The 7,686-nt window shown below is 40.6% G+C and carries 8 protein-coding genes and 2 pseudogenes; 8 read left to right on the top strand and 2 right to left on the bottom strand.

What is annotated here, in order from left to right:
- Positions 1-215 (bottom strand): annotated as a pseudogene (locus H6G48_RS04740) (IS1634 family transposase); the annotation flags it as partial.
- A 125-nt stretch (positions 216-340) separates the two neighbouring features.
- Here H6G48_RS04740 and H6G48_RS26030 point away from each other — a divergent pair.
- The 7 genes and pseudogenes from H6G48_RS26030 (at position 341) to H6G48_RS04710 (ending at position 5,891) form a co-directional block, all read left to right on the top strand.
- Positions 341-565 carry a hypothetical protein gene (locus tag H6G48_RS26030; RefSeq protein ID WP_341275484.1) on the top strand — a complete coding sequence of 75 codons (225 nt, stop codon included), beginning with the start codon at positions 341-343 and terminating at the stop codon, positions 563-565.
- A gap of 145 nt (positions 566-710) precedes the next feature.
- Positions 711-2,765: a type I restriction-modification system subunit M gene (locus H6G48_RS04735; RefSeq protein ID WP_190719608.1), complete on the top strand. Its 2,055-nt coding sequence runs from the start codon at positions 711-713 to the stop codon at positions 2,763-2,765.
- Positions 2,723-4,201, top strand: coding sequence for a restriction endonuclease subunit S (locus tag H6G48_RS27100; RefSeq protein ID WP_190719605.1), 1,479 nt, complete (start codon positions 2,723-2,725; stop codon positions 4,199-4,201). Before H6G48_RS04735 ends, H6G48_RS27100 begins: the two co-directional genes overlap by 43 nt.
- A gap of 2 nt (positions 4,202-4,203) precedes the next feature.
- Positions 4,204-4,617 (top strand): hypothetical protein, encoded by a 414-nt coding sequence (locus H6G48_RS04725; RefSeq protein ID WP_190719602.1) that lies wholly within the window; start codon positions 4,204-4,206, stop codon positions 4,615-4,617.
- Positions 4,618-4,808: 191 nt separating this feature from the next.
- Positions 4,809-4,913, top strand: a pseudogene (locus H6G48_RS26760) (BrnT family toxin); the annotation flags it as partial.
- Positions 4,914-5,222: 309 nt separating this feature from the next.
- Entirely contained in the window at positions 5,223-5,465 is a 243-nt protein-coding gene (locus H6G48_RS04715; RefSeq protein ID WP_002763431.1) for an antitoxin family protein, read from the top strand.
- A gap of 198 nt (positions 5,466-5,663) precedes the next feature.
- A complete protein-coding gene (locus H6G48_RS04710) occupies positions 5,664-5,891 on the top strand; it encodes a hypothetical protein (protein ID WP_016516502.1) in 228 nt (75 codons plus the stop codon).
- A gap of 32 nt (positions 5,892-5,923) precedes the next feature.
- Here the strand turns inward: H6G48_RS04710 and bioF are convergent, their stop codons facing one another.
- Complete coding sequence (gene bioF, locus H6G48_RS04705) at positions 5,924-7,081, bottom strand: 8-amino-7-oxononanoate synthase (RefSeq protein WP_190719598.1); 1,158 nt, start codon at positions 7,079-7,081, stop codon at positions 5,924-5,926.
- 90 nt (positions 7,082-7,171) lie between these two features.
- Here bioF and H6G48_RS04700 point away from each other — a divergent pair.
- Positions 7,172-7,686: RNA-guided endonuclease InsQ/TnpB family protein (locus H6G48_RS04700; protein WP_190719595.1), on the top strand; the 515-nt coding region annotated here is incomplete at its 3' end.

The following is a 7,686-nucleotide window of genomic DNA, read 5'->3' as shown; positions in this document are numbered from 1 at the left end:
GGAAGACTTCTAATCACTTCAAAATGAGCGGGAATGCCTTCAGTCATTGACAGTGTTGCCCCTTTAAGAGCCAGTTTTAGATTGTCGATAATATCATCGGGTAATTTTGAGAGGTTGGCCAGGGTTCTTTTTTTGACTTGATCTCCTTCTCGATAGGATTCACGAAGAAGGACAGCGGGAGGGGAATTACGGTTAGGAACTTTTTCTATATACATGACTACCATTCTAGCAAATAGAGAGAATTCTTGTCCATTAAGAAATGTTACAAATTACATGGGTACATTAAGAAAAGTTAAGGGGGTACATCCATTGATGGATAAGGGTTTTGGGCTATTATGGTATATATGTATGGGGGAAGTTCAGGTATAAAGATGAAATTGTCGAAGAAATTCATAAATATAGAGAAGAATACGCAAAATCTTTTAATTATGATCTCAAAGCAATATTTGACGATCTTAGAGAAAAGCAAATTGCCAGTGGACGTAAAGTTATTAAGCTCCCGATCAAGCGACAGTATAACAAATCACTGCACCCGACCGAGAGTGCGATCATCTTCACGCACTGAAAGTTATTAGCGGCGGGTGAGTTCAACCGTTATGCTTCAAACCATAGAGATCTCAACCCAATACAAAAACTAAGCTAAGAAAAAGTGGGATTGCATCAGTTCGCCCCTAAACTAGAATGCACATAGTTTAATCTCATAGAAAGTAATGCCGACTGAAACCCCCAAAACCTACCTAGAACAAGCGATCGCTGATGGACAGGCGGAAATTAAAGGCGAAGGCAAAAAAGAACGCATTCACTATCTTGCTGCTGATCATTCTGAGCGTTGGTCTGATCCTGAAGAAAAAGTTAGGGCTGAGTTTTGGGCTGAGTTAATTTACAAATATGACTATGATCCTAAATTGATCAAGTTTGAGGTGAAAGTACCTCGACGGACTCCTAATGATTTAGCGGATATAGTTATTTACAAAGATGAGGAGCATAAAGATCCTTATTTTGTTTTTGAGATTAAGCGATCGGATATTACTGATGCCGAATTTTCTCAATCTATTGAACAAGCTTGTGGAAATCGTGCCAGTTTAGCTGCGCCTTTTTGTGGCTCGATCGCAGGTTTAACCCGTCGTTTACTGCGCTTTGATGATAAACAAAAATATCCACCGATGGAGCGCGATCGCAACCATTTAACGGATATTCCGAAGCGGTTTGGTAAACCTCCTGAATGGCGATTTTATAAGAATAAGGAGGGACAAGATTTAAAGGCTGTTCCCCGGGAAGAATTACGTTCAGCGATTCGCAAATGTCATCAGACGCTTTGGGAAGGTGGCCGTCGTAGTCCTATCGCCGCATTTGGTGAATTTTGTAAGTTGATCTTTGTCAAATATCGTGATGAGAAAAATCCTGATATTGAAGATGGACAACCCTATGCGTTTCAGCGTCGTGATGGTGAAAGTAGTGAAGATTTATCGAAACGAATTTTGAGACTCTATACAAATGAGCAGGAAAAAGAACCGGGGGTTTTTACTGACAAAATTAATATTGATCCGCCTGTTATTGCTCAAGTAGTGGAACATTTAGAAGCTTTATCACTCGATCGGACGGAACTGGACACAAAAGGAGTTGCTTTTGAAGAATTTATGGGAGGATTCTTTAAAGGAGATTTTGGTCAATATTTTACACCTCGTGAATTGATTGCTTTTTCCATTGAGTTATTGAATCCAGAGCGAAAGCATCTAGTTCTTGATCCTGCCTGTGGTTCGGGTGGTTTCTTGCTTTATGCACTTGATCACGTTCGTCGTGCAGCCAATCTGCGTTATAAAAACTATAAAAGTGATCCCCGTCAAAGTGTTGATCATTTTAACTATTGGCATAGTTTCGCTCAAAACAATCTTTTCGGGATTGAAATTAATGAGGAGTTAGCCCGTGTTGCCAAGATGAATATGATCATTCATGATGATGGTCATACGAATATTGTTGGTCATGATGCTCTTGATTTTTTGGAGCGTTTAACCGCTCTTAAACCCGAACTTGTTCCTAATAAGTTTGATGTGATTTTAACTAATCCGCCTTTTGGATCGGTGGTAAAGTCAACAGAAAAGGATAAGGGTTATCTCGATCAGTTTGATTTACGCCACTATTTGAGTAAGGGGACAACGGATACAGAACCAGATGAATCTACTCAAGGTGAACGCAATGCAAAACGGGGGGCTAAGGCAGTAAAGGAAAGAACTAGCATTAAAACAGAAATTCTCTTTATTGAGCGAGTTTATTCCTATCTAAAACCAAAGGAAGGACGAGCGGCGATCATTCTGCCGGATGGGATTTTAACTAATTCTTCTTTGCAAGGGGTAAGGGATTGGATGCTTTCCCATTTCCAAATTTTGGCGGTGGTGAGTTTGCCTCAATTTGCCTTTGCTTATTATGATGCGGGGGTAAAAGCAAGTATTGTTTTTTTGAGAAAGTTGGGTGATGGTGAGGTTGTGTCTGATGATCAGCCGATTTTTATGGCGTTGGCGGAAAATATTGGCTATGATGCAACGGGACGGAAGACTTTTAATGTAACAGTTGAGCGTGAAACGCCAGAACGGGACAAGATTGAACGTCATAGTTGCGATTTGTTTGATTATCGGGTTTGTTTTGAGTGGAATCAGTCTAATCCGAAGGAAGCGGGATGGAGTGAGCGTTATCGAGAGATTATTCCTGATACGGGTTTAATCGCTCAGTGGCGAGAGTTTCAACGAGATCCTTCCTCTTTTTTCGTCTAAGCCCTGCTGAACAAATTAACGCTTTATGTTTTGGTGTTGAGCAGGGCAAAGCTAAAAAACGATTTAGTGTTGAATTTTATCAGCCTATTTATCAAATTTTTGATATCAGATTAGAAAATTCTAAATTTACTTGTCGTTCGCTTGCAGAAATTTGTTCTCTAATCTCAGATGGAACTCATCATACACCTAAATATATTAGCGATGATCAACAAGGAATACACTTTATCAGTGTAAAAGATGTTAGAGAATGGGAAATCTCTTTTGAAAAGACTAAATTTATTAGCAAAGAGGAACACAATAAATTAGCTAAACGATGCTCTCCTAAAACTAATGATATTTTATTGACTAAAATTGGAACTATCGGTAAAGCTGCTTTAGTTCCATCTAATGCTCCCATTTTTGATATTTTTGTTAGTGTTGCTTTATTGAAATTGAATGATGATAGTATATCACCACCTTTTGTCACCTATTTTCTTAACTCTGAAGTTGCAAGAATACAATTTAGTCGCGTTGTTAAAGGTATCGGAGTTCCCGACTTACATCTTGAAGATATTGCCGCAATAAAAATACCATTACCTCCACTAAATAAACAAATTGAGTTAGTTGCTGCTATGGATGAGGAGCGATCGCATCGTAAACAAAAATTAGCAGAATCTGATGCCCTTCTCTCTAGCCTTGATCAATTTATTTTAGATACACTTAACTTTAGATTACCCCCTTCTGATGATCGAAAAGTATATGCGACCACCTTATCTCAAATGATAGGAGATCGCATAGATCCTTATTCAAATAAGCCATATTTTCAAAAGTTATTTAATGCCATACAAAACTCACAACACAATGTTTTAACTCTTAGTGAGTTATCAATTCGTATTTTTTCTGGTACAACACCTCTAGCAAAAGGTGATGCTTATGTTGAGCCACCTAATGGAGTTCGTTTTATTAGAAGTGGAGAAATTACAACAGAAGGAACCGTTACCCTAACAAGTGAAGTACACATTAGCGATGAAATTCATACAGGCAAAATGAAAAGCTCTCAACTGCAAAAGGGAGATTTATTAATTGCTATTGTCGGTGCTACTATTGGCTCAGTGGGAATTTATAATCTTGATCAATCCGCTAATATTAACCAAGCAATAGCCTCTGTTCGACTTGATAATAAAGAGGTTTTAGGTGAATATATTTGTTGGTATTTGAAATCCAGTATAGGTCAAAGACTCTTAGATTATTTTAAGCGTCCAGTTGCAAGAGCAAATATTAACTTAACCGAAGTTGGCGAAATACCAATCATTATTCCTAATTTACAAACTCAAGAAACAATTATTACAGAAGTTTATAATCGTCGCTCTGAAGCCCAACGCCTACGCTCTGAAGCAGAAACAGGCTGGCAAATTGCTAAACAATGGTTTGAAGATCAACTGCTAGGAGGTAGCTGATTGTGATTTTTGAGTTTGTGATGGTTTATCAGCAAGATCCTGACACGGATATTAGACAAATTCTAATAGACACATTAACCACCTCCCTACAAGATAACTATGACGAATTTGAGCCTGATACAGTCGAGCAGATGATCATTTTTCAAACTCAAAGGATCGCAAATCAATCAACGAATCAAGACGGCAACACAACCCAAACAATCATTTTAGGATTTACCCTAGATCTACCAGAAGAGGTTAACGAAGCCCAAACAGTCGTTGAAGAATTTGCCAAAGCCTTAACCGAAAAAACCACCCCAATCTCTCATATAGTTAAATTTGAAGACTCACTACTGCAAGCTGATTTAGCCCGATGGTCAGCAGAAATATTTGCCATTGAACCGATGTTCCAGCCGTGTTTGATGGGGATATTGTAACGGTTGAGGAGGATCGTTACGGTTATGGAGAGCAGCGTTTTGTCACATTCGGTTTGTTGCCAGGGCGAGTGATACTAAATCCGTTGAGTAACGCACAGAAAACGGGTTTCTCGGAGAAACCCGTTTTCTACTCATGCACTCATGCAAAACGGAGAATAAATAATCAGTTTTTAATAACTGGATTTAGTATGATTGCCGTTGTCCATAGAGAACGTGAGGATTGCACCCGGATTATTTCTGCAAGAAGAGCGACGAAATATGAACAACGAACCTACTTCGAGCAACTCTCAAACTGATTGGCAACGATTGGATGCGATGAGCGATGAAGATATTGATTGATCAGATTGTCCAGAGATTACGCCAGAAATGTTTGCTAAGGCGGTAGTGCGGCGGGGTTTACCTGCTACAAAAGCCAAGGCTCAAGTTATACTCCCCATTGATAGCGATGTATTGTAAAGTTTCAATAGAAATATAGTTAGATATAGTCAGGCATGGCAATATATGGACATGAAACTATCAGACTATTGTTCGTCACGAGATTTGCTTCGTGTAGGCTAGACTGTAAGCAGCTAACTAAATCACCCTCTCATGATAGAGATTTCCCCATGCCCCAAGCCTTGAAAGCAATTTATCATAGTGGTACGTTCATCCTTCAAACAGCTTACGATTTACCTGAAGGCACTGAGGTGGAGCTTTTTGTAAAATCACCTCAAATTATTCCCCCAAAGATTACCGATATTGCGGCTAGGCAGAATTTTTTAAGGCTGCTTGTTGAGCGAATGCAACAAAACCCCATTCCCTCTAATGCTCCCCAGTTTACTAGAGATATGTTGCATGAACGCCGTTGACACAAATGTTTTAATTTACGTCAATTATTCGCGTTATCCTAGTAAGCAGGCAATCGCAGCTTCTCTAGTAGCTAATCTGACAGAGGGAGTTTTAATTTGGCAGGTTGCCTGCGAATATTTAGCGGAAAGCCGCAAACTTGAGCCATTTGGGTATTGCCTATCCTTTGCACACCCAACGAACTGATGGGAGATTAAGTCATGTGGACAGATGAAATTGTCGAGGAGATCCACCGAATCCGTGAAGAGTATGCCAAGTCCTTCAACTATGACTTGGATGCAATCTTTGCAGACCTACGCAAAAAGGAAGCAGCAAGCGGCAGAGAAGTCGTAAACTTATTGCGAAAGCCCAGTCTAACAAGTCGTTGGAGCGGCCAGGCTAGAGAGCTTGATGATGGGATCAAGGATGCTAACCGCCGCTCAACTTAGTTGTTCCCCACTTCCCACGAAAAACTTTTTCTCTATGTGGAGAAAGATTCGCCAATAGACTGGACAAGAATCTCTAGATGGGCGAGGCTATGGGTGGCCATGGCAGTAAATCGCAGACGACTGGTGGGAACGGTAGGAGGACGAATGGCGGGGGCAAAAATCCCTTTTTCTAGCAGTTTTTGCGATAATTCTAGGGCTTGACCCGGATTGGCTACCGGTAAACATAAAATCGCCGCTTCCGAAGGCAATATATTAAGATTATTTAATTTACTCTTGACAAAATTAATATTTTGGTGTAGGCGTTGGCGACGTTCCGGTTCCAGACGAATAATCTCTAAAGCCATTTTAGCGGCGGCGGTGTCGGCGGGGGATAAACCGGTAGTATAAATCCAGGTGGCGGCGCGATTGCGGATAAAATCGATAATTTTGGCGTTTCCGGTCACATATCCCCCTAAACTGCCTAAAGCTTTACTCAGGGTCCCCATCTGAATTAATTCCCGTCCTTGACAACCACAATATTCCACGCAACCTGTGCCATTTTCCCCCATAACTCCGGTAGCGTGGGCCTCATCCACCAAAACCATACAATTATAAATCTCGGCTAGAGCGAGAATTCCCGCTAGGGGACAGATATCCCCATCCATACTAAACACTGTATCAGTGAGCAGTAAACAATGACGATAGTGATGACGGTGGGCTAATAACTGATTTTCTAAGTCTTCGAGACTATTGTGCCGGTATTCTTTCACCGTGGCACCGCTTAACTTGGCTCCATTTTTGAGGCTAGAGTGATTGTATTGATCTCCTAAAATCAGGTCTTTCTGCGCCACTAAACAGGTAATTGTCCCCAAATTGGCTAAATATCCCGAACTAAAAACGATCGCGTCTTCGCTATTTTTAAAGGATGCGATCGCTAATTCTAAGTCTCGATGAAGATCTCGGTGTCCACTTAACAGACGCGAGCCGGTGCTTCCAGTTCCATAGCGTTGTGTCGCTGCTATGGCTGCCGCGATCATTCTTTCATCGGCTGCTAATCCCAGATAATCATTACTGGCAAAATTAATCAGCGATCGACCCTCTAATTCTATAACGGCTCCGCCCCGGCCTTGAATGGTTTTAACCCTTCGATACCAATTGGCCCGATGGAGGGTTTTTAAGCTATCCTCGATCCAAGAGTAAGGATGATTCATCGAAAATTTGGGTCTGAAACCCCGTCGTTCTACGACGGCTTTGCTGTTAAATATTAGCACATTTACGAAATATATGCTAAAATGTGAGACATGGAAAAAGCCTATTCTTACCGATTTTACCCGACACCCGAACAAGAGTCGCTATTGCGGCGCACATTGGGCTGTGTAAGATTGGTTTACAATAAAGCTCTCCACGAACGAACACAAGCTTGGTATGAAAGACAAGAAAGAGTAGGCTACGCTCAAACTTCTTCAATGTTGACCGATTGGAAAAAGCAAGAAGAATTAGACTTTCTCAATGAAGTTAGCTGTGTACCTTTACAACAAGGCTTAAGACATTTACAAACAGCTTTTACTAATTTCTTTGCTGGTCGTACTAAGTATCCTAACTTTAAGAAAAAACATCAGGGAGGAAGTGCCGAATTTACCAAATCTGCTTTTAAATTTAAAGACAAACAAATCTATTTAGCCAAATGCACAGAACCTTTAGCGATTCGATGGTCAAGACAAATACCAGAAAGCTGTGAACCAAGCACAGTAACAGTCAGATTACATCCCTCAGGACGCTGGCATATCTCAATAAGATTTGATGACCCAACGATTAA

It is taken from the genome of Microcystis flos-aquae FACHB-1344 (assembly GCF_014698375.1).
Taxonomy (GTDB): domain Bacteria; phylum Cyanobacteriota; class Cyanobacteriia; order Cyanobacteriales; family Microcystaceae; genus Microcystis; species Microcystis aeruginosa.
Note: the sequence above shows the minus strand (reverse complement) of the source record. Positions and strands in the feature narration are given on the sequence as shown.

Coding starts and splice junctions, on each gene's coding strand:
- H6G48_RS04715 (WP_002763431.1), top strand. CDS start 5,223: ATGCCCCAAGCCTTGAAAGCAATTTATCATAGTGGTACGTTCATCCTT.
- H6G48_RS04710 (WP_016516502.1), top strand. CDS start 5,664: ATGTGGACAGATGAAATTGTCGAGGAGATCCACCGAATCCGTGAAGAG.
- bioF (WP_190719598.1), bottom strand. CDS start 7,081: ATGAATCATCCTTACTCTTGGATCGAGGATAGCTTAAAAACCCTCCAT.
- H6G48_RS04735 (WP_190719608.1), top strand. CDS start 711: ATGCCGACTGAAACCCCCAAAACCTACCTAGAACAAGCGATCGCTGAT.